This window comes from Peribacillus faecalis (assembly GCF_014712675.1).
Lineage (GTDB): Bacteria > Bacillota > Bacilli > Bacillales > DSM-1321 > Bacillus_AD > Bacillus_AD faecalis.
On sequence record NZ_JACXSI010000001.1, the window covers coordinates 205,558 to 229,448 of the forward strand.

The 23,891-nt window shown below is 39.3% G+C and carries 26 protein-coding genes and 1 riboswitch; of the genes, 6 read left to right on the forward strand and 20 right to left on the reverse strand.

Translation table 11 applies throughout. From position 1 onward, the window contains the following. Positions 1-57: 57 nt before the first annotated feature. Positions 58-1,632: a peptide chain release factor 3 gene (locus IEO70_RS00955; RefSeq protein WP_190996482.1), complete on the reverse strand. Its 1,575-nt coding sequence runs from the start codon at positions 1,630-1,632 to the stop codon at positions 58-60. 195 nt (positions 1,633-1,827) lie between these two features. Here IEO70_RS00955 and IEO70_RS00960 point away from each other — a divergent pair, with 195 nt between their 5' ends. Together IEO70_RS00960 and IEO70_RS00965 are read left to right on the forward strand one after the other, a co-directional pair. After that, positions 1,828-2,289 carry a GNAT family N-acetyltransferase gene (locus IEO70_RS00960; RefSeq protein WP_190996483.1) on the forward strand — a complete coding sequence of 154 codons (462 nt, stop codon included), beginning with the start codon at positions 1,828-1,830 and terminating at the stop codon, positions 2,287-2,289. A 411-nt stretch (positions 2,290-2,700) separates the two neighbouring features. Next, positions 2,701-2,904 carry a cold-shock protein gene (locus IEO70_RS00965; protein WP_190996484.1) on the forward strand — a complete coding sequence of 68 codons (204 nt, stop codon included), beginning with the start codon at positions 2,701-2,703 and terminating at the stop codon, positions 2,902-2,904. A 367-nt stretch (positions 2,905-3,271) separates the two neighbouring features. On the opposite strand, the gene IEO70_RS00970 is transcribed toward IEO70_RS00965, so the two are convergent. The 3 genes from IEO70_RS00970 to IEO70_RS00980 all read right to left on the reverse strand — a co-directional run bounded on the left by IEO70_RS00970 (position 3,272) and on the right by IEO70_RS00980 (position 3,968). Beyond that, positions 3,272-3,421, reverse strand: coding sequence for a YvrJ family protein (locus tag IEO70_RS00970; RefSeq protein WP_190996485.1), 150 nt, complete (start codon positions 3,419-3,421; stop codon positions 3,272-3,274). A 71-nt stretch (positions 3,422-3,492) separates the two neighbouring features. Next, positions 3,493-3,714 carry a DUF2922 domain-containing protein gene (locus tag IEO70_RS00975; protein ID WP_190996486.1) on the reverse strand — a complete coding sequence of 74 codons (222 nt, stop codon included), beginning with the start codon at positions 3,712-3,714 and terminating at the stop codon, positions 3,493-3,495. Positions 3,715-3,749: 35 nt separating this feature from the next. Continuing rightward, complete coding sequence (locus tag IEO70_RS00980) at positions 3,750-3,968, reverse strand: DUF1659 domain-containing protein (protein WP_190996487.1); 219 nt, start codon at positions 3,966-3,968, stop codon at positions 3,750-3,752. A gap of 122 nt (positions 3,969-4,090) precedes the next feature. Here IEO70_RS00980 and IEO70_RS00985 point away from each other — a divergent pair, with 122 nt between their 5' ends. Then, positions 4,091-4,513: a DUF2383 domain-containing protein gene (locus IEO70_RS00985; RefSeq protein ID WP_190996488.1), complete on the forward strand. Its 423-nt coding sequence runs from the start codon at positions 4,091-4,093 to the stop codon at positions 4,511-4,513. Between the two features lie 270 nt (positions 4,514-4,783). On the opposite strand, the gene IEO70_RS00990 is transcribed toward IEO70_RS00985, so the two are convergent. From IEO70_RS00990 to IEO70_RS01020, 7 genes are all read right to left on the reverse strand, one after another. Further along, positions 4,784-6,127, reverse strand: coding sequence for an ABC transporter ATP-binding protein (locus IEO70_RS00990; RefSeq protein WP_190996489.1), 1,344 nt, complete (start codon positions 6,125-6,127; stop codon positions 4,784-4,786). Between the two features lie 16 nt (positions 6,128-6,143). After that, complete coding sequence (locus tag IEO70_RS00995) at positions 6,144-7,211, reverse strand: FecCD family ABC transporter permease (protein ID WP_235973439.1); 1,068 nt, start codon at positions 7,209-7,211, stop codon at positions 6,144-6,146. Beyond that, positions 7,177-8,151, reverse strand: a complete 975-nt coding sequence (locus IEO70_RS01000; protein ID WP_190996491.1) for an ABC transporter substrate-binding protein — start codon at positions 8,149-8,151, stop codon at positions 7,177-7,179. Before IEO70_RS01000 ends, IEO70_RS00995 begins: the two co-directional genes overlap by 35 nt. Positions 8,152-8,166: 15 nt before the next feature. Then, entirely contained in the window at positions 8,167-8,712 is a 546-nt protein-coding gene (locus tag IEO70_RS01005) for a cob(I)yrinic acid a,c-diamide adenosyltransferase (RefSeq protein ID WP_190996492.1), read from the reverse strand. Positions 8,713-8,819: 107 nt separating this feature from the next. After that, positions 8,820-9,002: riboswitch (cobalamin riboswitch) on the reverse strand. A gap of 73 nt (positions 9,003-9,075) precedes the next feature. Continuing rightward, positions 9,076-10,308, reverse strand: a complete 1,233-nt coding sequence (locus IEO70_RS01010) for an aminopeptidase (RefSeq protein ID WP_190996493.1) — start codon at positions 10,306-10,308, stop codon at positions 9,076-9,078. A gap of 116 nt (positions 10,309-10,424) precedes the next feature. Beyond that, the gene (locus IEO70_RS01015) at positions 10,425-11,315 is read right to left on the reverse strand and encodes a C40 family peptidase (RefSeq protein ID WP_235973440.1); all 891 of its coding nucleotides are present in this window, start codon (positions 11,313-11,315) and stop codon (positions 10,425-10,427) included. After that, a complete protein-coding gene (locus tag IEO70_RS01020; protein ID WP_190996495.1) occupies positions 11,315-12,238 on the reverse strand; it encodes a S66 peptidase family protein in 924 nt (307 codons plus the stop codon). The genes IEO70_RS01015 and IEO70_RS01020 overlap by 1 nt, the downstream gene beginning before the upstream one ends. 236 nt (positions 12,239-12,474) lie before the next feature. Between IEO70_RS01020 and IEO70_RS01025 the strand changes: the two genes are divergently transcribed. Beyond that, complete coding sequence (locus IEO70_RS01025; protein WP_190996496.1) at positions 12,475-12,984, forward strand: RNA polymerase sigma factor; 510 nt, start codon at positions 12,475-12,477, stop codon at positions 12,982-12,984. Then, on the forward strand, positions 12,984-14,279 hold the full coding sequence (locus tag IEO70_RS01030; RefSeq protein WP_190996497.1) for a DUF4179 domain-containing protein: 1,296 nt from the start codon (positions 12,984-12,986) through the stop codon (positions 14,277-14,279). The genes IEO70_RS01025 and IEO70_RS01030 overlap by 1 nt, the downstream gene beginning before the upstream one ends. A gap of 424 nt (positions 14,280-14,703) precedes the next feature. Here the strand turns inward: IEO70_RS01030 and IEO70_RS01035 are convergent, their stop codons facing one another. From IEO70_RS01035 to IEO70_RS01065, 7 genes are all read right to left on the reverse strand, one after another. After that, entirely contained in the window at positions 14,704-16,320 is a 1,617-nt protein-coding gene (locus tag IEO70_RS01035) for an ABC1 kinase family protein (RefSeq protein WP_190996498.1), read from the reverse strand. Between the two features lie 3 nt (positions 16,321-16,323). Then, positions 16,324-16,605 (reverse strand): phasin family protein, encoded by a 282-nt coding sequence (locus IEO70_RS01040; RefSeq protein WP_190996499.1) that lies wholly within the window; start codon positions 16,603-16,605, stop codon positions 16,324-16,326. A 49-nt stretch (positions 16,606-16,654) separates the two neighbouring features. Further along, entirely contained in the window at positions 16,655-17,374 is a 720-nt protein-coding gene (locus IEO70_RS01045) for a response regulator transcription factor (protein ID WP_190996500.1), read from the reverse strand. Between the two features lie 25 nt (positions 17,375-17,399). Further along, a complete protein-coding gene (locus IEO70_RS01050; protein ID WP_190996501.1) occupies positions 17,400-18,962 on the reverse strand; it encodes a sensor histidine kinase in 1,563 nt (520 codons plus the stop codon). Positions 18,963-19,189: 227 nt separating this feature from the next. Beyond that, positions 19,190-19,669: a DUF1572 family protein gene (locus tag IEO70_RS01055; protein ID WP_206711454.1), complete on the reverse strand. Its 480-nt coding sequence runs from the start codon at positions 19,667-19,669 to the stop codon at positions 19,190-19,192. 162 nt (positions 19,670-19,831) lie between these two features. Beyond that, a complete protein-coding gene (locus tag IEO70_RS01060) occupies positions 19,832-20,434 on the reverse strand; it encodes a nitroreductase family protein (RefSeq protein WP_190996502.1) in 603 nt (200 codons plus the stop codon). Positions 20,435-20,455: 21 nt separating this feature from the next. After that, on the reverse strand, positions 20,456-21,310 hold the full coding sequence (locus tag IEO70_RS01065) for a VOC family protein (protein ID WP_190996503.1): 855 nt from the start codon (positions 21,308-21,310) through the stop codon (positions 20,456-20,458). Positions 21,311-21,467: 157 nt separating this feature from the next. Between IEO70_RS01065 and IEO70_RS01070 the strand changes: the two genes are divergently transcribed. Next, complete coding sequence (locus tag IEO70_RS01070; RefSeq protein WP_190996504.1) at positions 21,468-21,791, forward strand: winged helix-turn-helix transcriptional regulator; 324 nt, start codon at positions 21,468-21,470, stop codon at positions 21,789-21,791. A gap of 153 nt (positions 21,792-21,944) precedes the next feature. Here IEO70_RS01070 and IEO70_RS01075 read toward each other — a convergent pair whose 3' ends face one another. Continuing rightward, complete coding sequence (locus IEO70_RS01075) at positions 21,945-23,120, reverse strand: toxic anion resistance protein (protein ID WP_190996505.1); 1,176 nt, start codon at positions 23,118-23,120, stop codon at positions 21,945-21,947. A 14-nt stretch (positions 23,121-23,134) separates the two neighbouring features. Further along, positions 23,135-23,782, reverse strand: a complete 648-nt coding sequence (locus IEO70_RS01080) for a 5-bromo-4-chloroindolyl phosphate hydrolysis family protein (protein WP_190996506.1) — start codon at positions 23,780-23,782, stop codon at positions 23,135-23,137. Between the last annotated feature and the right edge of the window lie 109 nt (positions 23,783-23,891).

The window sequence follows — 23,891 nt, forward strand, 5'->3', positions numbered from 1 at the left end:
AAAAAGAGACCTTGAACAGTCGTAAATTGACTTTTCAAGGCCTCTTTTTAAATTTGATTATTTTCCGTCCATCGGATTGTATAGCTTCACATCAGGGTTCTTATCTTGGAACCAGCGTAATGCGAATTCGTTTTCGAATAGGAAAGCATATTGATCGTAGCGGTCTTTAACAAGGATGCTTCGAGAGCTGTTCAGTTTTTCATCAACCTCATTGCCCTCAACCCAGCGAGCCATTTTATTGCCCACTCTTTCCATAATGACATCTGTGTTGTATTCGTTCTTCATGCGGTTTTCAAATACCTCGAATTGAAGCTGACCGACAGCGCCCAATAAGTATTCTTCCATCGTAACTGTTTTGAACAGCTGAATCGCGCCTTCTTGAACTAACTGGTTAATTCCTTTATGGAAGTGCTTCTGCTTCAATACATTTTTCGCAGAAACTTTCATGAAAATTTCCGGCGTAAATTGTGGAAGCTTTTCGAATTGGAACATATCACGGCTTACTGTCAGCGTATCACCGATTTGATAGTTACCTGTATCATAAAGACCGATAATATCACCGCTTACCGCTGTATTAACCGTTTCACGCTCATCTGCCATAAATTGTGTAGATGAAGACAAGTTGATTGATTTGCCTGTTCTACTTAAGTTCACACTCATGCCGCGCTCGAATTTACCTGAGCAAATACGTAAAAACGCGATACGGTCACGGTGCTTAGGATTCATGTTCGCTTGAATTTTGAAAATAAATCCAGAGAATTCTTCACTTAATGGATCGATGTCACCTTTTGAAGATTGGCGCGGCTGTGGAGACGGCGCAAAATCTAGGAACGCATCTAAAAATGTTTGTACACCAAAAGTTGTTAATGCACTTCCGAAAAATACTGGTGTTAATTCGCCATCAGCGATTCTTTCCACACTGTATTCATTACCCGCTTCATTCAGCAGCATAATTTCATCTAATGTTTGCTCATATAAAGGAGAATCCATTAATGGGTGGCTTCCTTCAAGCTCTCCATCTTCATTTAGCGGAATGTAGCGATCGTCGCCATCGACTTTGAATTGCTCGATACGGTTATTGTATCGGTCATAAATGCCTTCGAAATCTTTACCCATACCGATTGGCCAGTTCATCGGGTAAGACTCAATGCCCAGTACTTCTTCAAGTTCAGCTAAAAGCTCTAGAGGCTCCTTCCCTTGGCGGTCCATTTTGTTAATGAACGTAAAGATCGGAATACCGCGCATACGACAAACTTTAAATAGCTTCATCGTTTGATCCTCGATACCTTTAGCAGCATCGACAACCATCACGGCACTGTCAACAGCCATAAGCGTACGATACGTATCTTCACTGAAGTCTTGGTGACCAGGTGTGTCAACGATGTTTACTTTGCAATCTTTATAATCAAATTGCATAACAGAAGAAGTAACAGAGATACCACGTTGCTTCTCGATTTCCATCCAATCGGAAGTTGCGAATTTGCCTGTTTTGCGGGCCTTTACAGTACCAGCATCGCGAATTGCGCCTCCGAATAAAAGTAATTTTTCAGTAATTGTTGTTTTACCAGCATCTGGGTGAGAGATGATAGCAAATGTTTTTCTTGATTGGACTTCTTTTTGAAAAGAGTTCATGTTCTACATCCTTATCTATATTAAAAAATGCTTTATTAATTTTCCTTAACCTAAAAAATATATCATATGCCTTGCCTGATTGGCTATATTTTAACAGTAAAAAGTGCGTAATTCCCGGCAAGGGATTTTTCACCATAGGAATTCAACACGTTCCGAGGTAAAATATAGCATGAAAACGACAAAGGGAGAAGAACGATGATTACACTTGAACCAATGACAGCTGAAACACTTTATATTGCAAAAGAAATAATAAACTCTAACAAAGCGTATAATACAATGGAAAATGGGCATGATACTCGTTCAGAAGAGGAAATTGCCAAGCAATTACTTCAAGACCAATGTGAGTCATACTTTTTAAAAGCGGATGATACGTATATCGGTATTGTTGATTTAATGATCAATAACCCGAAAGACGATACACCGTGGATTGGTTTATTTATGATCCATCATGACTATCAGGGTTACGGCTACGGTTCGATTGCTTATGATAATATTGAGCAGCATTTAAAAGAAGATCGCGGATTAACGAAGCTGCGTCTTGCTGTTATACCGGAAAATGAAGGCGCAAAAAATTTCTGGGAAAGCTTTGGCTATTGCTTTTATAAGACAGGCGTGTCGAATAACCGCACAGTTGCTTGCTACGAAAAAACTCTTTAATAATATAAAACCGTTTGGCTTCCCAGCAGCTATGTCGACTAAAGAAAGCCGACATAGCTGCCGTAAGATCTGTCATTCGTAAAAATTAATTTTTTCTAGTAACCGAAATAAACCAACAATTCCCATAGTTCATTAAATAGCGAGTTATGTTATAATAAATATAAATTAAAACGCTTTCTTGCTGCATTTACACACTTCGTGCAAATATGAAGTTTCTGATTTTTTCTTTAAGTTATCTTGTTATTTAAAAAAACATCATGTATAATAAAACTAATCAAATTACTAACAATTTGCATATTATCAAGAATCAAACATTTTTTGTTTTTTGATAATGTGTGAATTTATACTCTCAATCGGGAAGTAATAAAGTTGCATATTAATTTTTTTTTAACTTTTAGGAGGATTTATCGTATGACAGTAACAGGTAAAGTAAAATGGTTTAATAGCGAAAAAGGTTTCGGCTTCATCGAAGTACCAGGCGGAAACGATGTATTCGTACACTTCTCAGCTATTCAAGGTGATGGCTACAAAACTCTTGACGAAGGCCAAGATGTTGAATTCGAAATCGAAGACGGCAGCCGCGGACCTCAAGCTAAAAACGTAGTAAAACTTTAATTTTAACTTTCACTTACGTTTATTTAGGCGCTACTATTCATTAGTAGCGCCTTTTATCTTGCATAACTGTTATTTTTTCGGTTTAACGGTATTTTCATCGCTTCCACAATTAAAACCGGCAAGTCGGTATTTACCAACAGACAGATAAACAGATCAGTCCCTGGGTCCCTGTGTGAGCCAAGCCAAGCTTGACCAACCGACTAAAGTGCGTTTGTACACCACTTGATTAAAACCGATGCAAAGGCGATTTTGCATTTCTAATTTTATTAATTTCATCTGCTGTTAACTCAAGGAAACACATTATTTCCAACCTTAATATAAGAAAAACCTCCTCTAACCATTTAAGAAGGCTTTAATGGTTTCTGCTCTACCTTAACTGCTCTTCCCTTATTCGCTGCGGAAGGGTTTGCAGCGATTCAATGAGCACATTCAGCCTTGTTTCAATCCGATACAGCAAATAGAGCGTCACGACAATCGGAAAACCTACCTCACTAATAAGCGGAATTAAACTCTCCAAACTGTTCACCTCCCAAAGAAAGCTTCAGAAGATTTTTTTATTCCTCCTGAAGCTTTCTTTTTCCTTAAAGATTACAGCTCATATTGTTCTACAGTTCGTTCCACTAAGCGCACATGTTTTTTCGATGTTAACTTTCCATTAGCTGATGTAATCGCTTCTTGCGCAATAATCGTATCCATTGCCTGTTTTGCGGCTTCAATATCAACCGGCTCCTTTGGAGAGTCTATTGATATAGTCGCAGTTTTGCCATTTGCTGTTTCAAAGGCGAGTTCCAATGCTTTGACTGTCGACATAGTCACACCTCCTCCCACTTAGATTTTTATTCCTATTATTCTTGGATGTCGGAAATCTCTTGCTGTTCAACTTTCAATAAAGGAAAAGTTTGCAGGCTAGCGATTGCTTGAGCTGTTGCATATAGCTGGTCAACTGTAGCGCTAATTTCGATATTGTTAAATGCTTTACGCTTTTCAAGCGGCTCACCTTTGTCATTTACACCCGTTTGAAACACAAGACGCAATTGCTTAGAGTCAACAGTTTTATTAGCCATTCGTATCACCCCCTTCGTATTTGTTATACAAATTTCCGATAAGAAAGGAACAAGCTTATAAATTTTTTTAACAGATAAATTTTTTCTGCTTGAAATACACAAATTATAGTTGAGGTGATTATATGAAAGAAGATATTCAAGAAATGAACGATTTTCTTAAAGGGCTTTACATGGGGGTTCATGCCTATGATTACTATATTGAGAATTGTGAAGATCCCACTGTTAAAAAAACACTTCAGGATATTCAAAAGGAGCATAAATTAAGTACAATTCAAGTAGCTGAGCGTATTCAAAACTTAGGAGGAAAGCCGGCAAAAGATGAAGGAGCTTTCGCTTCCATCATCGGAAAATTTCAGCAGATTACAGCGCCGACCAATACAGAAGAAATCATAAAAGAGGCAATGGAAAATGAACAAAAATATGCGGTACATGTTGCCGGCGAAAATATTAAAGGAGATATATCCGAACAGCAAAAACAATTGATTGACTCTATTTTCGAAAGAAATGCAAAGCATGTGGAAACACTGAAGCATTTGCTCCATTAAAGATAAACCGGCACCGGTCCCTTTTCATCAATGAATATGCTACTTAGATTCGCCTCGATGAAAAAGGAGCCATGCGGCAAGACTAAGACAGCCGCGCCGTGAAACCCGATCTTGGTTTCACAGAGTGGATGGCTTAGAACCTAGCATGGCAGCTGTAAGGTTAGACAGCTATCTAAGTCCAATATATGCTTTCTTGTCTTGTTAGAAAAACCGGCACCTATCCTTTTAACAAATAAACCCTCCTGAAATCAGGCTTTCAGGAGGGTTATTTTATACTTTCGATTGAACTTGTTCCATTTCCCAAGCAATTTGGAATAATGGAAGGACCATTTGCGATATTTTCATATGGTTCGTATTAGGAACTGAAAGACCCTCATCCAGTAGACTGATTGTCAACAATTCCAACGACTGCTTCCTTTGATGAAACTCAATATCAAGCTTTGTTATCATGGAAGCAATCTGAAGCGCCATATTCATTAACTCCACATCAGGCAACTTTGCTTTTGCAACTATGCTGATTGAAAGCGATTCTTTATTCGGACAAAACAACAGTAATAGATGCCAATTAGTTTGCTCCAGTTCGTCAGGATGAACAGAAAAGCATTCATCTTTTTCGACATCATACGCAAAAATTTTCAAAGCGCCGACAAGCACTAATTGATGTTTGAATTCTTCTGAGCGGAACTTTTGTATATGCCATTCTCTTTCCCACGTAATTCCTTTACCGTAATCCCCGACAGACAGTGTCCGCAAAGGCTTTGTAAAGTTAAGCTTCAGTCCGTTATTTTGTTTATCAATTGCCAAAACTAATTTTGCTGCATGCTTTTCCGTATATTGAGGACGTACAAAAACTTGGTTTTTCGCCAAATAAGGATGTGCCTGAAAATGCATATTAACTCCGTATGCGGCCGAAAACGACTTTTCATCCTGTTTCTGAAAGCCATCATACGTTCCTTGCAAATCACCGCAACAAAGCAGCCCTACTTGATCAGCATATAACGAAGCAACATTTAAATCATGCAAAATCGCCAAAATAGTCAGCTCATTTTCCAGCTGCAGTTGCTTCAGTAAATCGAGCAATTCAATGGTATGGCGAACATCCAGATGATTTGTCGGTTCATCCAACAAAAGAATGCTCGGCTCCTGCGCGAGAGCCTTGGCTAGCAAAACACGCTGTTTTTCTCCGCCGCTTAACGATGAAAAAGGCTGATCTCTCATATACGATACATTCGTTTGTTCCATGACCCGTTCGACAACGGCTTCATCATACTCATTATTTTCCTTGAAAAGAATGGAGGATTGATGCGGATAACGTCCTAAATTGACGATTTCTTGTACAGTAAAATCAAGTCCAACCTCATTTTCCTGTGTCATGACTGCGACTGTCTTTGCCAATTCTTTCGTTTTATATTGATTGATGCTTTTCCCATTAATCCATATTTCTCCGCTATGCAGCGGTAGCGCTCCCATAATGAGACGAATAATCGTTGTTTTGCCGCTTCCATTCGGTCCGAGCAAGGCAAAAAATTGAGCCTTATCAACAGTAAAAGATAAATCGCGCACAATGGCTGTCTGTTTCGTATATCCGCCAGTAACATTCTGTAATGAAATCATTTTCAGTCCTCCAAACTTACCTTGCACCTTTACTTTTCATTCTTTGCCTAATAAGAAGTAAAGCAAAAATAGGCGACCCAATTAAAGCTGTCACAACACCAATCGGCAATTCTTTCGGCGCAATTACTGTTCTCGCCAACAGATCAGCAAGAACTAAATATGCTCCGCCATACACTAATGAAAAAGGCAATACATATCGATGATTTGCTCCGACAATCAGCCGGATCAAATGCGGAATCACAAGACCAACAAAACCAATCGCACCGGATACCGCTACAGCTGAACCTGTCAAAATCGAAGCGCCAATTAAAATCATCGTCTTCTTCTTTTTGACATCCATTCCGATAAACTGCGCAGACTGTTCGCCAAGAGCCATTGCGTTTAGCTCACGAAAATGATACAGAACAATCACCGCACCAATGATAAAAAACGGTAATATGAGCTGAACATGTCCCCAGCCTCTCATCGCAACGCTTCCCATCGTCCAATTCAAAATATTAGCTATGTCCTCTCGCGGAGTCAGCGCTATTAAAAGCGAAATGACTGCGCTAAAGAAAGAAGAGATGATAATCCCTGCCAAAATAATCGTTTCATTGCCGGTTTTGCCCGTCGTCATATTCGTAATGACCAACACAATCACTAGAGTTAGAATACCACATATAATCGCGACAATCGGCTGCGTGTAACCCCCAAGTAAGCTGCTCGGTAATTGAAAAAACAGCACCGCTACCGCTCCGAGAGAAGCGCCAGATGATACACCGAGCGTATATGGGTCAGCCAGCGTATTGCGGAGAAGCCCTTGAAAAGCAGCCCCCGCTAACGCTAACGAGGCGCCAACAAGGAAGGCTAAAACAACACGAGAAAAGCGAATTTCCCAAATAATCAGTTCTGTGCCTTTTTCACCTTCAAAAAGTGATAACCCGAACATTTTACCGATTATTATTTTAATCGTGTCCAATACAGAGATTGGTACAGATCCGACTAATATACCCAACAATATGGAAATAATAACGATGCCGACAGTCACAGCCGCCAGCAACGCCCATCTTTTATTCGAAAATTTCCGGATAAATCGCTTTTCCAAGCTCTTCAACTCCATTAACTAAACGAGGTCCCGTTCTTGATGTCATATCGCTGTCAACAGAGTAGACAGCTTTATTTTTCACAGCTGTTACCTCTTGCCAGCCGTCACGGGCTAAGACTTGCTCAACCGCATTTTCAACAAAATCTCCGTACGTAACAACGATCACATCCGGATTCAATTGAACAGCTTCCTCTTCATTTACGCTATACCAGCCGTCTCCTGTCGCTGCGTTTTCTGCACCGATTGTATTCAGCATCTCGTTCATATACGTATTCTGTCCAGGTGTATAAATTTCAGGCTGTGGAGATACTTCCACCCATACTTTTTTCTTCTCTGTTACTTTGCTTGCTTTCTCTTCAATTGCTGCAAGCTCTTCTTTCATTGAAGAAACAACTTCTTCAGCTTCTTTTGTTTGACCAGTTATTTTCCCGATTAGCTCAATGCTTGCGTAAGTTCCTTCGAACGATTCCTCTGTATCAATGATGACTACTTCGATTCCTAACTCTTCAAATTGTTTAATCGTATCTGCATGATTATCAAAGTTATATTTAGAAAGGAATGCTACATCTGGATTTAATGAAATGATTTTTTCAGCATTCATATCCATATCGCCAATTTTATCTTTTTCCAAAGCTGCTTCCGGGTAATTATCAAAATCAGATACCCCGATAATTTCTTCATCTAAACCTAAAGCAAATAATGTTTCTGTAACGCTTGGTAAAATCGATACAACCGTCTCCGGCTTCTCTTCGATTGTCACTTCATTTCCTAAATCATCAGTAATCGTTAATGGAAAGGTATCTGTTTGTGACACTTCTGTCTTGTCATTATCTTTCGATTCATTCTTTTGGTCAGCTGAACCGCAGGCCGCTAATAAAAATACTGATAATACAAATATAAGAGCAAATATTCCTGTTTTTCTCCAAAGCTGCTTATTCATCTTTCAATCCCCCAATTAATATTCGATTCCATAAATGGCATCGACACCATCTTTGTAATAATGCTTTTCTTCTTCAATGATTGAGACTAGGTCAGCAATCTCTTTAATTTCGACCTTTGCATCTCGCCCAGTGACGACTATATGCGTGTCCCTTGGTTTATTCTTCAACGTGTCCACTACATCAGCAAGCGGCAAGACGTCATCAATTGGAAACGTATTGATACTTAGCGCATTATTCAACTCGTCAAGAACAATTAAATCATACTGTCCGCTCTCGACCGTCTCTTTCGCTTTTTTCCAAGCTGTTTTCAATGCAACACGATGCTCTTCAGGCGTTTTTGTCCAAGTAAAACCGACCCCTAATTGTTCCACATGCGCACCAAGCTTCTCAAGGGCAATCTTCTCTCCGTATGTAAACTCCGGTGATTTAATAAATTGCAAAATAATCACCTTCATATCGCGCCCTAAAGCTCGCGCAGCCAATCCGAAAGCAGCAGTTGTCTTCCCTTTCCCATTGCCTGTGTAGACTAAAATTTTCCCCTCAACATTTTGTTCTCCCATTCGAATTCCCCCAATAACATAAATAAAGCCTTGACCGAAAAATCAGTCAAGGCTTATGAATATTTAATTCCATACAGGCTCTTGACTTTCTTTTCCCGCCGAAAAAAAAGTAGACACATTAAAAAGCAGGTTTCCTGGCTTCGCATCCTTATTGCCTGCACCTTCCCGAACGATTGTTCAGTGGTCTAATCAAGCAACTTATAAATGCTTACAGTAGCGGGGGCTGCACCGGATTTCCACCGGTTTCCCTATTATCCTTCATAAAAGGCACTTTTTAATGAAATATGAAACTGTTAATTTTCTAACTTTTCAAAGAATTGTATCACAGCAAAGCTTAATTGTCATTCTTTACATACAAATTATTTAAAAAGCCCAATTGCCGTTACGGAAAATTGGTTCTGCTTTTCCGTCTTCTGTAATGCCATCGATATCCATTTGCTCAGAGCCAATCATGAAGTCCACGTGCGTAATGCTTTGGTTCGCACCGTTTTCTCTTAGCTCTTCGCGAGTCATCGTTTTGCCGCCATCAAGGTTGAATGCATATGCACTACCAATAGCTAAATGGTTCGATGCATTTTCATCGAATAATGTGTTGTAAAATAAAATATTCGATTCTGAAATCGGCGAGTGATGCGGTACAAGCGCTACTTCACCTAAATAATGAGAACCTTCATCTGTTTCAATCAGATGTTTCAAAATCTCTTCGCCCACTTCCGCTTGTGCATCAACAATTCTTCCATTTTCAAAAGTCAGTTTGAATTTGTCAATAATATTTCCGCCGTAGCTTAATGGCTTCGTACTTGATACATACCCATTAACGCCCGTTTTCAGCGGCATGGAGAATACTTCTTCCGTCGGCATATTTGCCATGAATTCTGTACCGTCTTCGCTGATGCTTCCCGCTCCGCACCAAAGATTTTTTTCCGGAAGCTCAATTGTTAAATCTGTTCCGGGTGCACGGTAGTGAAGTTTTTTATAATGCTTCTTGTTTAAGTAATCTACTTTTGTATGTAGGTTTTCATTGTGCTTCTTCCAAGCTTCGACAGGATTATCTTGATCGATGCGAGTCGCTTTGAAGATTGCATCCCAAAGTAAGCTGATTCGTTCTGATTCCGGCGCATCCGGGAATACCATGTTTGCCCATGCTTTTGAAGGTACAGCTACAATTGACCAAGGCAACTTATCAGCCTGCATCAGCTGGCGGAATTTGCTTAACGCTTGACCGGATGCTTTTTGATTATTGGCAATACGTTCTGGATTAATGCCTTTCAATAAATCAGGCGAAGAAGAAATGACTGATAAATAAGAAGCTCCTTGTTCAGCTAGCTCATTTGTTTCTGCTGCGCGATGCTTCGGATACTCTTTAAATACTTCATCATCGGCATGCTCGTATTTCAGACGGTTAACTGTATCGTCATTCCAATTGACAATGACATTCCGTGCACCGGCTTCATAAGCTTTCTTTACAATAAGGCGAACTAGCTCTGCACCCTCAAGCATTGTATTGATGACAAGTGTTTGTCCTTTTTGAACATTAACGCCCACTTTGACAGCAAGCTCTGCATATTTTTCTAAGTTTTGTTGGAAGTTCTCCATAAAACCACTCCTTACAATTATTCATTATTATTGTAACACTTCTCTCAAAATGTTCATAACGTTTATGCAATTCACTTTGTTACTATAATTTCCCCTTAAAGCGTATAGCCCTCAGTCTATTTAACTGCGTATCTCCTTGCAACGCAAAGTTCTTTTTCGTAAATTGTGCCTTGCAGCTTCAATATTTCTATTGCTTTTCCAGTACATGGAGAATGCAACATTTCTCCCTCTCCAACATACAAACCAACATGATGAATTGCACCGCTCCCTTCATTATGCGCAAAAAATAAAGCGTCGCCCGGCTTGATTTCCGTCAGATTAATCCCGGTGCCAAACTTTGACTGATCGCCCGCATCGCGCGGAATTAAATAGCCGTTCGCTCGGCACATGCTATAAACAAAACCTGAACAGTCATAGCCGAAACTGCTGTTGCCTCCCCATAAATATGGGAGTCCGAGAAATCGTTTTCCCAACTCTAATAAACTTGCACCATCACCTTTCAGTCCATCATTCAGTTTTACATTTTCTAAATCGATATATCCTTTTCCCGCAGGGGTTTCAACATAAACAATTTCGCCCGCAATTTTGTCCACTGCCAAAATTGTCCCGAAAGACAAAAACAGTCTGACTTTTTCTGTAACAAGTTCTGCTTTATGAACGTTCACTATAGCCAAATTCCGATTGTCAGACGATTTTTTCTGTTTCTCAATAAGCTGAGCAGAATGAATAAAGCCAGGATACCCATAACTATTTTTACAGGACGCCTGACTAGGAATAAAAACAGCAGACCACTCACCCTGATCTTCTGTCACAATGACCTCTTCACCGTAAAGTACTTGCGTTTGCACAAGATTGCGATTATATAAATCGATTCTCTTCTCATCCGTCATTTTATTCAGCCAAGATTCAACATCAGGCTTAGCAGTCAAAGCAGCTTGATCGCAGTTCCTAGCGTCGTCAGGTTTTGTCCAAACTGTTGCAACAGGAACGTTTATTACTTTCTTCATCAACTTATACCGCTTTCAATATGCAGCTGTTTTTGATTTGCGTTAAGGACTGCCCTCGTTCCTAGAGGCACCGCAATATGCGGCTGGCAATGGCCGATTTTCAAACCGGTTAATGTCGGCCGATTAATCCGCTTTATATAATAACTAAGCACTTCGTCCAATGATAAAGTCGGCTTCCCTTCCTCCGGTTCACAATCATTGAAGTCGCCAACAGCCAATCCTGCTATATGCTGAAGCTTGCCAGCCAACCATAATTGGTTCAGCATTCGATCAACAGAACGAGGCTCTTCATGAATATCTTCTATAAATAAAATTTTATCCTTCGTTTCAATTTCATAAGGTGTGCCGAGAGTCGTTACAAGCAAGCACAAGTTACCGCCCACGAATTCCCCAGATGCTCTTCCGACCACCGGCGCCTCAATCGGTGCAATGTGTTCATCATAAACAACATTCTCATTATTGAAGAGCTGTCTGAAAGAAGACGCTGAGACGTCACTCCATGTGTCTTTTCCTACATCCGATGACAGCATTGGACCGTGAAACGTCACTAACCCGCTCTTTTGACGAATGCTGGTGTGCAAAAATGTAATATCACTGTAGCCCCAAAATATTTTCGGGTTCCTGCGTATTAAATCATAGTCAAGATCCGCTGCGATTCTCGCTGTGCCATATCCACCATTCGAGCAAAAAATCGCTTTAACCACTGGGTCAGCAAACATTTCATTTAGGTCGGTTAGGCGTTCTTCGTCTGCCCCAGCCAAGTAACCGTACCGGTGATATATATTTCTCCCTATTTTCACCCGCAAACCAAGCGACTCCAAAAAAGCAATGCCCTTTTCTAAATTCTCCCGGTTCGTCGGACTGCCCGGCGCTATGACTCCGACACAATCTCCTTTTTGCAGTCTTTCAGGTTTTGTCAACATAATTTATCCTCCTATTTTTATGATGCTAGCTCGACTTGCTCGTAAATAAACGGCTTTCTTTAAAAATACTGGCTAATTCTTTTAATTATGCCAGTATCTTATTTACTTATTTTGTTATCTGTATGTATGATAACTGTGCGACTTATTGTTTTTTTGAAATATTTCGTATTCTAAATGAACGATTTGTTCTTCTGGAAGTCTAATTAATAAAGAGAAAAAGTTTTGGAGGTGCAGGAATGGAACTGCATACATTGAAAAAAGCAACGGAGGGAGATGAACAGGCATTCCTAGCTGTTATGCACACTTATAAAGAAGACTTGTATCGGACCGCACTCAGCTTTTTGAAAAATGAACATGATGCAATTGAAGCTATCCAGGAAGTAACTTTCAGAGCTTATAAAAATATAAAAAAAGTAAAAGAACCTGCTTACGTCAAAACATGGCTGATTAGGGTCATGATGAACTACTGCCATGACGAGTTGAAGAAGAAGCAGCAATTTATAATAAAGAGAGACCGCAAACATGATATCGCCATCTATGATTCTAATTTATTGATTATAGAAGAAGCATTGCGGTCATTATCAAGTGAGCAGCAACAATTGCTTCATATGAAATATTTTATGGATATTAAAAATAAAGAGCTAGCAGCAATACATAACGTTCCTGAAGGCACCATTAAATCGCGGGTGCACAACGCACTTTCCAAATTGCGGACCTTTTTAAGCGAGAAGGGAGATGAAAAGTGATGAAAAAAGAAGAACAGCAATTAGAAGAAATGCGGATACAATTAGAGCAGCCCCCGATTCCTGAGCAAAGAATAGACGAGGCGATCATAGCTGGTTTTCATAGAGCGCACACACAACAAAAAAAGCGGAGACGAAATATTTGGTTATCTGTTGTCGCCGCACTGTTTCTAATCGGATTCGTCACAACAGTTCGCGTCTCTCCTGCTTTTGCGAACGCCGTTTCCTCTATTCCAGGGCTTAGCACTATTGTTGAAATGATAAAGTGGGATAAAGGTATGAAAGATATAGTTGAAAATGAGTACTTTGAAGAATTAAATATAACGGTTATCGAGGATGATATTTCAGTTACTTTACTTGGGGTCACTGCAGATGAATCAGGCATGATTCTCTCGTATAAAGTGGAAGCGCCTTTTGACATTCAGCATTTGGACACGAAAAATTTGAATGTATATCAAAGCGGGAAAGAATTAGAAGCCGCGTATTATTATAATTGGTACCCTAATGAACCGACTAAAAGCTTTGAGGATCGAGTTATGATTACAGCAGAGAAACCATTAAACTTTAACAGACCTGATTTTGAATTACGGATGGTCATTGATAATGATGAGCAAACAACATTCCATATACCATTCACTTTAAAAAAGAAAATTAAAAAAAGCATTACTTACCCAATTAATCAAACTGTAGACATTGACGGACAAAAGTTGATTGTGCACGAACTGACGATTTCTCCTTTGCGTGCTGCCATTACTTTATCACCTCATAATGAGAATACAATGGAGCTATTAAGCATTGAGGAGATTAAATTAACAGATGAAAATGGTGAAGAATGGGGTTCCATTACAAACGGATTGACCGGATTCGGCAGTAATTCCGGTATTCGTACAGTGTTCATTCAAAGCAATTATTTCAGGACACCAAAGGAGCTTTATTTAAAGATTGACAGAATACAAGCACTGCCAAAAGGCGAGCATTTCATCCGAGTAGATTTTGACAAGAAGGAAGTAGTCAGTCAGCCGAAAAATTTGCCGATCACCATCTCTAACATAACCAATAATTCCTTTAAAGCGGAAATACCTAATATCTCACAAACCTTTCACCATGGAATGTTTGGCGAAGCAAGAGATGCTAAGGACTTAACTTTGAATCTAAGCTCATCTTCGTATGTATATAGTGATGATTTCTTATCTTTTGAAGAAATATATAAAACGCAAAACTTTGCCAACCCGGTAAAAATCATGATCAATTCTTATCCGAATTATTTAGACGGCTCAGTTGTTGTTCAAATAAAGTGAATCTTTGTTAGGTGGGGTTTGGACCATTTCAAGCCCCTACCTGGACTAATCAAGCGAGTTTCAATAGAACGAAAGAATATTTGGTCTTGAAAATATGATTCATGGCATTGACCATCCGCGAATTCTTCCCAATTTGAAATTAATTAAGCCGCTTTTGCATGCGATTCTTCCCAATTCAGAAATAATTCATCCGCCTTCGAAATAATTCTTCCACATTCCAAGTTTTTTCTTCCACTTTTGAAAATAATTAAGCCGACCACGGACGCCACACCATCATCGAACAAAAAGCCAATTTTACTTGCAGGCTTACCGTTCCAAGGACACTAAACCCGATCACCAGTTCTTTGTTCGCCCCTAATCAGGCTCTGCATGACAAAAAAATACCGCTAAGAAAGCACTTTCCTAACGGTTTGTTTTATTCAAATTAACTACCCTTTCGCCATCTTCTCAAAATACCAAAAAGCAGCCAGCAACCTAAAACTGCAGAACCCAAAAAACCTAAAATCCCGAAAAGAGGTATATCCAATATTTGCGGACGCATATTAGTCGTACTGATTAAGCTCGAACCAATCAGCAATGATGATGCAATAATACAGATAATCAGCTTATCGAGCATGTGGTCGATTTGTTTAATCGGCTCTTCGGCCCCAGTCACATCCAAATTCATCTTCATTTGTCCCTTTGTCGCCATTTTCAGCAAATCAGAAAGCTGACCGGGAACATCAATCGCCTTCTTCGTCATCGTATAGAGGTTTTTACCGGATTTTTTTAACTCGGAAGCCAAATTAAGATTCTCCATATAATGTTCTGTCAAATGACTTTTCGCTAACTGCATAAAGTTGACATTAGGACTGCAGGCCGACAGAACCCCTTCTATCGTGACAACACCGCGGGCAAGCATCGTAATACGTGCAGGTGTCCGGATATTATGGCGATTACACAAGTCAAGCAATTCTTCAAACAGCTGACCCAAGTCGATATTCCCGAGTTCCAGATTCGCATATTTTGTAATCAGTTCTTCAACATCATCATAAAGCAGCGAGTGATTAATTTTTCCTTTTACCGTTCCAAGTGAGAGCAGCACATTTTTCACTTCAAAAATATCATTATTTACAATCGCTACAACCGCATTTTTAAATAACTGACGATCATGGTTGCTCAATCTGCCGACCATGCCCAAATCGAGCCAAACAATTTTCCCGTCTCTAATCCATACGTTTCCCGGGTGCGGGTCGGCATGAAAAAAGCCATCGTCCAGCACTTGTTTAATGTAGTTCTCTGCAAGCTTTTCTCCAATTTCATTCATGTCATATCCTAAATCAGTCAGTTCCTGAACATGATCTATCTGAATACCATCAACATATTCCATTACCAATATTTTGGCCGTCGTTAAGGGATCAATAATTTCTGGAAAAGCGACATAAGCGATATCCGCATTCAATTGGGCAAGTTCGTGGCAATTTTTCGCTTCTAGCAAGAAGTCCATTTCCTGTTTGGAAACAACCCACATTTCTTCAATGACAGAATTAAAGTCAATTACGTCCCCGGATAAATCAATGATTTCAAATAGCTTAGCAGCCTTTCTCATTAAAGCAATATCCTGTGCCATGGTCTCTTCAATGTTCGGGCGCTGCACCTTGGCAACTGCTTTTCTTCCGTCTTTTAACTTAACGACATGTACTTGCGCCATTGAAGCAGAACCAAGAGGCTTTTCCTCAATCTCAGGAAAAACCTCTTTAATCGGGGTGCCATATTCATTTTCAATAAGCTTCACCACTTCTGAAAATTCGATTGGTTTTACATCAGCGCGTAACTTCATAAGCTCATCGCAATATTTTTGCGGCAGCACATCAGAGCGCATACTCATAATTTGTCCAATTTTAACATATGTAGGGCCTAAATCTTCTAAAATAAGACGCAGCTTTTCCGGGGTTACGCCATGAATGATGGAGTGACGGCGCAAAACCTCAACAATCTCTCTTAATCTGACACTTGTCTTTTCATCTTGATTATGATTGTTTTGCTGCTTCCTCTTTCTCATCGTTTATTTCTCCATTTCAGCTAATTTCTTTTTAACAGCTTCAATTTCCTCCTCACTCAATTGATCTAGCTGATCAACAATCGATGTTGTATGTTCAGGAGTATCTTTTTGCTGTCTTTCTTTAACAGCTCTTTTTAATTCTTCATTGAGAACCTTACCTTGCTCGACAGTTATTTGCCCCTTTTTTATTAACGTATCGACAATCTCCTGTGATTTTTCAACTGTTGTTGCGACTACCCCAATGCCTGCCAGCAACACTTTTTTCATATCATCATTAAAACCCATGATTGCTCCTCCTCCAGTAAAGTACAATTATTTTAATTACTTTATACCACTAAAAGAATGATTTAAACGTGCTCATATTGCCGGGTTCTTCATAGTACAGCTTATAACCGAAGCCTCGGACTGTTTTAATATATTTCGGCACTTTCGGATTATCCTCCAACTTTTTGCGCAAATTGCTTACATGAACTATAATCGTTTTCAGATCCGAATCTGAATCATAGCCCCACACATGATCGAGCAAGCTTTCGGCACTATATACACGCCCATAATTAGATGCCAAGAAAAACAGCAATTTTTTTTCCTTCGCAAAAAGCTCAACAGCCTCGCCTTTTCTATACACAATCTTGTTTAGCATATCAATCTTTAAATCTCCGACTATTAACTGTTTTTCATTCGGCAATCGGCTCTTTCTGAGTTGTACCTTTACTCTCGCAAGCAGTTCTTCGACAACAAATGGTTTTGTTATATAATCATCTGCCCCAGCCTGAAAGCCGGTCAGTTTCTCTTCCATTGTACTGTTCCCGGTCAAAAAGATAATCGCCGATTCTGGATAGAGCTTTCGATACCTCTCAACGAGCTGGAATCCCGTTTCTCCCGGAAGATTCACATCACACAGCAACAAAGAAGGCTGATTATAACGCAGCTTATCCCAAGCTTCCTCCGCACTATGAAAAATTATCACATCATAACCTTCCTTCAACAAATAATTGCTGATAATTTTGGCAATTAATGCATCATCCTCGACTATTGCGATTGTTTGTTTATACATAAGCCCTTCTCCTCGCTTCGCTTTTTCAACCGGAGCTCAATTGCTTACTGATTGTCTTATTCATGAGCGGAATTCGTACAAAAACATCCGTTCCTCGCTTCGGTTCGCTTTCAATTTGAATACTGCCTTCATGCCGTTCTATTATGTTGCGCACTATACTTAAACCAAGCCCTGTGCTTTCCTTTTCTTCTCTTATCGGTTCTGTCCGGTAAAAGCGGTTAAATATTTGCGGCAGGTGATTAGACTCAATACCAATACCGTTATCAGACACGATAAAATAGGCTTCATTCTTCTCAAAATCTCCCCCGACTTTCACTGTAATCGATCCATTTTCCGGTGTGAACTTCACGCAGTTACTAATTAAATTCAGAAACACTTGCTCGATTCTGACCGGGTCGATATATACTTTTAATTGTTGCGCTTTGTCGTTCTCCTTAATAAGGGTGTAAGACAGCTGCTCTATATTCAGATTGTAACGATAATTGTTAAAAATCTTTTCCATAAAAGCGAACCATTCTACTTCTTCCATTTGGAAGCCTAATTGATTCCCCTCAAGCAAGTTGAGTTGGCGCAGATCCGTCAATAAATTCTCCATCAGGCAGCTTTGATTGTACATTTCCATAAAATATTGTTTTTCATCGCTTGGGATAATCCCATCTATCATTCCTTTAGATACGAGACGAATGGATGTAATCGGATTCGATAAATCGTGACATATATTGGAGACGATTTGCCTCTTTTCAAGTTCCATCTGCTGCATTTCTTCATTTGCCTGTTCAAGCTCCTTCGTCCGTTCTAACACTTTATCCTGTAATAGTTTCTTCATTTCAACAGTTTGAGAGTATGAGGATAAAAAACGTTCCGAGCTAAAGGTGCTATGAAGCGTGAAAAACAAAAACATTCCTACTGCCTCGAAGCTTGTCCCTTCAATCATATCAAAATCCGTCAAAAAACCCTGCCAGCTAGTTACGAATAAAACGGTAATGCAAAACAAGTTGCCTTTTGATTGCAAGGTCCGCTCCTTCAGTTTTAAAAAGGAATGATACAGTGCGTAAAATAAATAACATAATTGTATAAGGGTAATATACTTGAATAATAGAATAGCAGTAGCTATATCTGCCCAAAAAAATAGAAAGACTGACAAAAAACTGAACACCCAAATACCATATGTAAAGGATTTATTCGGTTTCTTATTTAAATAAGCGTGGAAATAATGGTGAAAAACAATAAATCCGACGGCCGAGAAAATGTATACAAATTTCAGAACGTCCGCCCAATCGCCATACGGAAATATAGTCGCACCCATTATGATAAAAACGATTCTGCAATAAATGCTGAAGTATAAAGACAGCCGTTCATCTGTCTTTTTTATGTAAAAATTCGATTGAAAAACACTTATAATAAACAGAATCCCCATAAAGAACAGAGAAAAGACCAGCAGATCGAGTTTTGATGACTTAATGGAAGAGTAAAATAGCACTTCACTATGTATATTCTCAACAAAGAAGGAGAAATTCAAAAAAATATCAACAAGGTAGAGACCAAATACAATCCCTAGTACATAACCAAATATAATGAATTTCTTCATAGTCTCTTCCTCCTGCATCATCCATTCCCACTAATTATATTATAACAAATTATACCATTTTTACTATATGAAACATAAAAAATAAGCAATTGCTTTATAACAATTACTTATTTTGTACTATTTAGTTGTTTTGAATGATAGATGCAGAAAGGCTTTTTTCACTTATGAAGAAAACCTTATTGAATGAAGCACTTTTTTGAGAAGTAATCGGGTTAGCAGGCATTGTATCAGGCATATACACTTTTCCAGTTATCGACAGCAAAGTGTTTGCAAATATAAACAATTTGACCGACATGGTAAGCATAATGATACAGGTGATTTTCGATTGCTTCTATAACAGAATGAGGTTCGTTACGGATTATGACTCCCTTTAGTAAATCGTCGCCGGTAAGCTGATTTAGCTGATTTAAAATTTTGCTCCACCCGAGTTCCCAATGTTTCATCATATCTTGCCGTCCGGAAAAATGATGAATGAATTCGTTGCTTCGATTGATTAAAGGCTTTTCGCCATCTGCAGCCAGAAAATTTGTCCAGTTCGTAACCATGTGACCGTACAAATGATTTACAATTGCCGCAATGCTGTTCGACTCACTGTTGTCAGTCCAAAACAGAGCGCTATCGCTCACTTGCTTCATCGCCTCTTCTGCAGTTTTTTTCATTAAACGAAAACGTTCTCCGACTACTCGCAAATATTCATTCCCAATCATGATAACACTCCTTTCTTAACTATTTTATTCTTGAAGCAGGGAGAAAAATCCTTTTTTGTATATTTAAAAAATTAAAGACATATGTCGAATTTGCGAACGTGCGCTCTAATAGCTAATCAATTATTTATAAAAAGGACCTGCCAAAAAGCAAGTCCTTCATCATCATCTATATACTTTTACCCGGTCTTCGATTGGGGCAAATTGTTTTTCACCGGCAGGAGCGCTTGGAACACCAAACGGCATTTGCGCAACAAGTTTCCAGTAATCGGGAATATCCCATTCCTTCTTCACTTCATCATCGACAAGTGGCTGATAGTGCTGCAATGTTGCTCCGAAACCTTCTGCTTCAAGTGCTGCCCAAACGATAAATTGTACCGAACCTAATGTTTGCGATGAATAAACCGGAAAATTATCTGCATAAGACGGAAATTGCTCTTGCAAGCTTTTAACAATATCCATATCTTCAAAAAATAGCACTGTACCGTAACCAGCCTTGAACATGTTCATCTTAGCTTCTGTATCAGGAAATGCATCTGCAGAAACGATTTTACGCAAAGTTTCTTTTGTTATATCCCAAAACTTATCGCTCTGTTCGCCAAGCAATAAAACAGCACGTGTATTTTGCGAGTTGTATGCTGATGGAGCATGCATAACTGCAAACTCGATTATCTCTTGAATTTTTTCATCAGAAATCGGTGACTGTTTTGTAATGCCGTAAATCGAACGTCTTTCTTTAATCGCAGTGTAAAAATCCCTTGTTATCATTTTAGTCGCCTCTAATCCGTTTTATTCTATATGCAGCGCGATTCTGTTTTGAGAAGGATCTTTCGTATAGAGCACGCCATTCTCTTCTTTATATGCCAGCTCTGATAAATCAAGAGAGCGAATTATGTCTTGTTTGTATTGTTCTGATGGAATGCTGATGCTGTATTCCCTCAAACCGACACTATTCTCACTCGGAGCCGGCGCGCCTGCACCATTCCATGTATTCATGCCGATATGATGATGGTATTTGCCGGATGATATGAATAATGCTTGGCCTCCATATTCACATACAACATCATATCCGAGAATATCCTTATAAAATCTACCTGCTTCCTGCAAATGCGAAACATGCAAGTGGATGTGTCCCATGACTGTTTCGGCAGGCATGCCTTCCCAAGGTGCACCTTGTGCCGCTGCTAAAACACCTTCACCATCAAGCGGGTCTGTCGTCATTTCGACTTGGTCGCGATTATTCCATGTCCATTCTGTATCTTCGCGGTCACGGTAAATTTCGATGCCGTTTCCGTCCGGGTCATTTAAATATAACGCTTCGCTTACCAAATGATCAGAAGCGCCAAGACGGTAATTATGCTTGATTAAGTGGAAAAGAATTTTCCCCAATTCCTCACGGCTCGGAAGCAAAATCGCTAAATGATAAAGACCAGTTCTGCGTGGTTCCTTCGGTGAAACCCCCTCTGGCTGGTATAGTTTAATTAATGCTGTTTTCCCGTCAGCTGTTAAAGCAGCGTAGCGGTCGCTTTCTTCTAGTACTTTAAACCCTAGAAAATCCCTATAAAAATCAAGTGATTTTTGCAAATCCATTACATTAATCGATACGTCGCGAATATATAAATTCGGTTTTTGATGAAATCCCATAACCCATTCCCCTTTTCCTGCGAACAAACATTTAGTTACTTTATGTAAGTTAGTATAATTTAATAAATAACATACGTCAAGTAAATAGTTTTCTGTAAGTAATAATTTTATTTTTTGTAAGAATGACGTATAATAGCTTGTAATAGAGGTGATTTAAATGAGTGATTTTCAATTATGTCCCCGCTTTGAAGAAGCCATGAAGATTATCAGCCAGCGCTGGACAGGACTGATTATTTATGAAATGATGCATTCGGGTCCTCAGCGTTTCAGTGAAATTGAATCTTCGCTGCCAATCAGCGGTCGCGTGCTTTCTGAACGTTTGAAAGCTTTGGAACAAGAAGGGATCGTTAAACGAGAGGTCTATCCGGAGACGCCGGTGCGGATTGAGTATTCTTTAACAGAAAAAGGGCAAGCTTTAGAGCCTGTTTTAAAGAAAATTGAAGCATGGGCTTTAGAATGGATAACAGTAGACAATAAATGAAAAAGTTAGCCGCTGCGGCAAACTTTCATTCAAGAAGAGCATTAGGCGTCTATTAAGCTGAAACCGGCTGATAAGGCGCCTATTGTTTTAACTTATATTCAATGTGAAAATTTATAATAGCCAAAGTATGAAAAAAACTGATCTAAAAAAAGATCAGTTCTGGGGAGGTGCAATATTCAATAATTTATTTTTCAAATCTTCTTCCATCGCAACAAGTTCTGTTTGTGCTTGCTGACGTTGGACGCGGCCTTCTGATTGAATGCGCAATGTCTCTTCAAGCGCTGTAATCAAGTTTTCCTGCGTTTTCTTCAATGTTTCTAAGTCAACCAATCCTCTTTCATTCGCTTTCGCTGTTTCAATTGTATTGACTTTCAGCATTTCCGAATTTTTTAGAAGCAGCTCATTTGTTGTCTTTGCCACTTGGTTTTGCGCATTTACAGCACTTTGCTGACGAAGTAATGCTAGAGCTATTGCCACTTGGTTTTTCCATAACGGAATAGCAGTCATAATGGATGACTGGATTTTTTCTGCTAACGTTTGGTTCGTGTTTTGAATTAAACGAATTTGTGGAGCGCTTTGGATCGTAATTTGACGGCTCAGCTCTAGGTCATATTTACGTTTTTCCAAACGGTCGACAAATTGCATCATATCATTCACTTCCTGAACAGCCATCTGATCGCCTGTTTCCACCGCTTTCGCCTTCAATTCAGGAATAATCTTTGTATTCATCTCTTCAATCTTCAATTCTGCCGCCGCAATATAAATATTCAGCGCCTGGAAGTAATCTTTATTTTTATCATACAGCTGTTCGAGCATACCGACATCTTTTAAAAGCGTATTCTTCGCATGAGTAAGCTGCACACTGATGCGGTCAATTTGCGTGCTTGTTTTTTGATACTTCGTCAATGTTTCCTGAATCGTTGATGAAACTTTCCCGAACAGACGGGAAACGAAACCGCGTTTTTCTTGAAGCTCATCCGGCTTGATTGTTTCCAGACGCTTCATTAAGTCGCTTAAAATTTCTCCGACTTCGCCGATATCTTTCTTCTGCACTTGGTCAATCATCGCATGGGAAAAATTCATCAGCTTTGATTGTGCCTGCGTGCCATATAAAATCATCGCTTGCTGATCAGTCGGGTCAATTTGTTTCGCGAGCTGAATCGCTTTTTCGCGGTTTTCTTCAGGAAGAACATCCAATAAACGACGCGGTTTATCAGATGGTGTTTGCACTTCCTGCGGAACAGGCTTCACCAATACTTCTGATCCGAATGGGTCGGATAATAAATCATCTAAATCTGTTGATTTGTTCAGTTCCTTATTTTCACTCATGAAAGTTCCTCCTTTTATGACTTCCTATTCGGATCTTTGTTCTTTTCGATTGAATTCTTCGCTACATCTAATTCTACCCGAAGATCTTCCATATCTTCATTTAAAATTTTGTACAGGTCGTTCTTAATAGTATCGGCCATTGATGAGATTGTCACCCTTGTCTCGTTTAAAGAATCTTTTATTTCATGCGTTTTCGCAGGTTGCTTTGTTAAGAACGCATACTTCTCTGTTAATTCAACCATCGATTCTAAATGGGAATAGTAGAATTCCTCGGCTTTATAGAAGCGGACCGGTTCTTTTTCAACAATGGACTGTATTTTTTTAGCCACTTGAAGCACTTCATAATTTTGTTTAATCGTGATGACATTACGGACTGAAAACATCGCCTTTTGCAGACGCCCTATTTTCAACTTGGCTTCACTTAAGTGTTTCTGAATATATTTATATTCGCTTCGTGTTAAGCCGCTTGATTTTACAAGACTATTATACGTATAGCTCTTCAATCCATAAAAAATAACAAGCGAAGCAGCTAACGCGATAATGACAGAAAGCAGGACCGAAAAGTCTAGTGCCAGGAAAAAAATCAGACCTGCTATGACAAATACTGCCGATGCCATGCCAAGCCGCAATAAAAACATAAAAAATAAAACAACAGGTTTCATCGCAATCGACTCCTAAATTCAACTTCTTGTTATGTATTACGAGCAATTTCCTTAAAGGTTTCATACGCGGGCATCCAATGATTCCCTGCAAGCAGACCGTAACGATAGC